A 356-nucleotide genomic window follows, 5' to 3' on the forward strand; every position below is an offset into this window, starting at 1 on the left:
GGACGGACCCGTGACGGCGACGAACTCGCCCTCCTTGACCTGCAGTTCCAGTGAGCGCAACGCGTGGGTTTCCACCTGTTCGGTGCGGAAGACCTTGGCGACCGAACGCATTTCGAGCATGTACATGGGGTGTCCTCTCTCCAGGATGTGTCAGTTGACGGAGACGCGTTCGGCGTCCTTGAACAGGTCGCTGCCGGAGACCACGATGCGGTCGCCCGGCTGCACACCCGACTTGATTTCCACTTCGCCCAGGCTGCTGACGCCCAGTTCCACCGGACGCCGCACGGCGGTGCGGCCATCCATCACGTAGGCCATGCCATTGCCCTGCTCGACGAACGGGCCGCGCTCGACCTTCA

General features: G+C 64.3%; 1 pseudogene. It reads right to left on the reverse strand.

What is annotated here, in order from left to right:
• Positions 1-150 precede the first annotated feature (150 nt).
• Positions 151-356 (reverse strand): annotated as a pseudogene (locus EN850_RS34395) (hypothetical protein); the annotation flags it as partial.

The organism is Mesorhizobium sp. M8A.F.Ca.ET.207.01.1.1 (genome assembly GCF_004794715.1).
Lineage (GTDB): Bacteria > Pseudomonadota > Alphaproteobacteria > Rhizobiales > Rhizobiaceae > Mesorhizobium.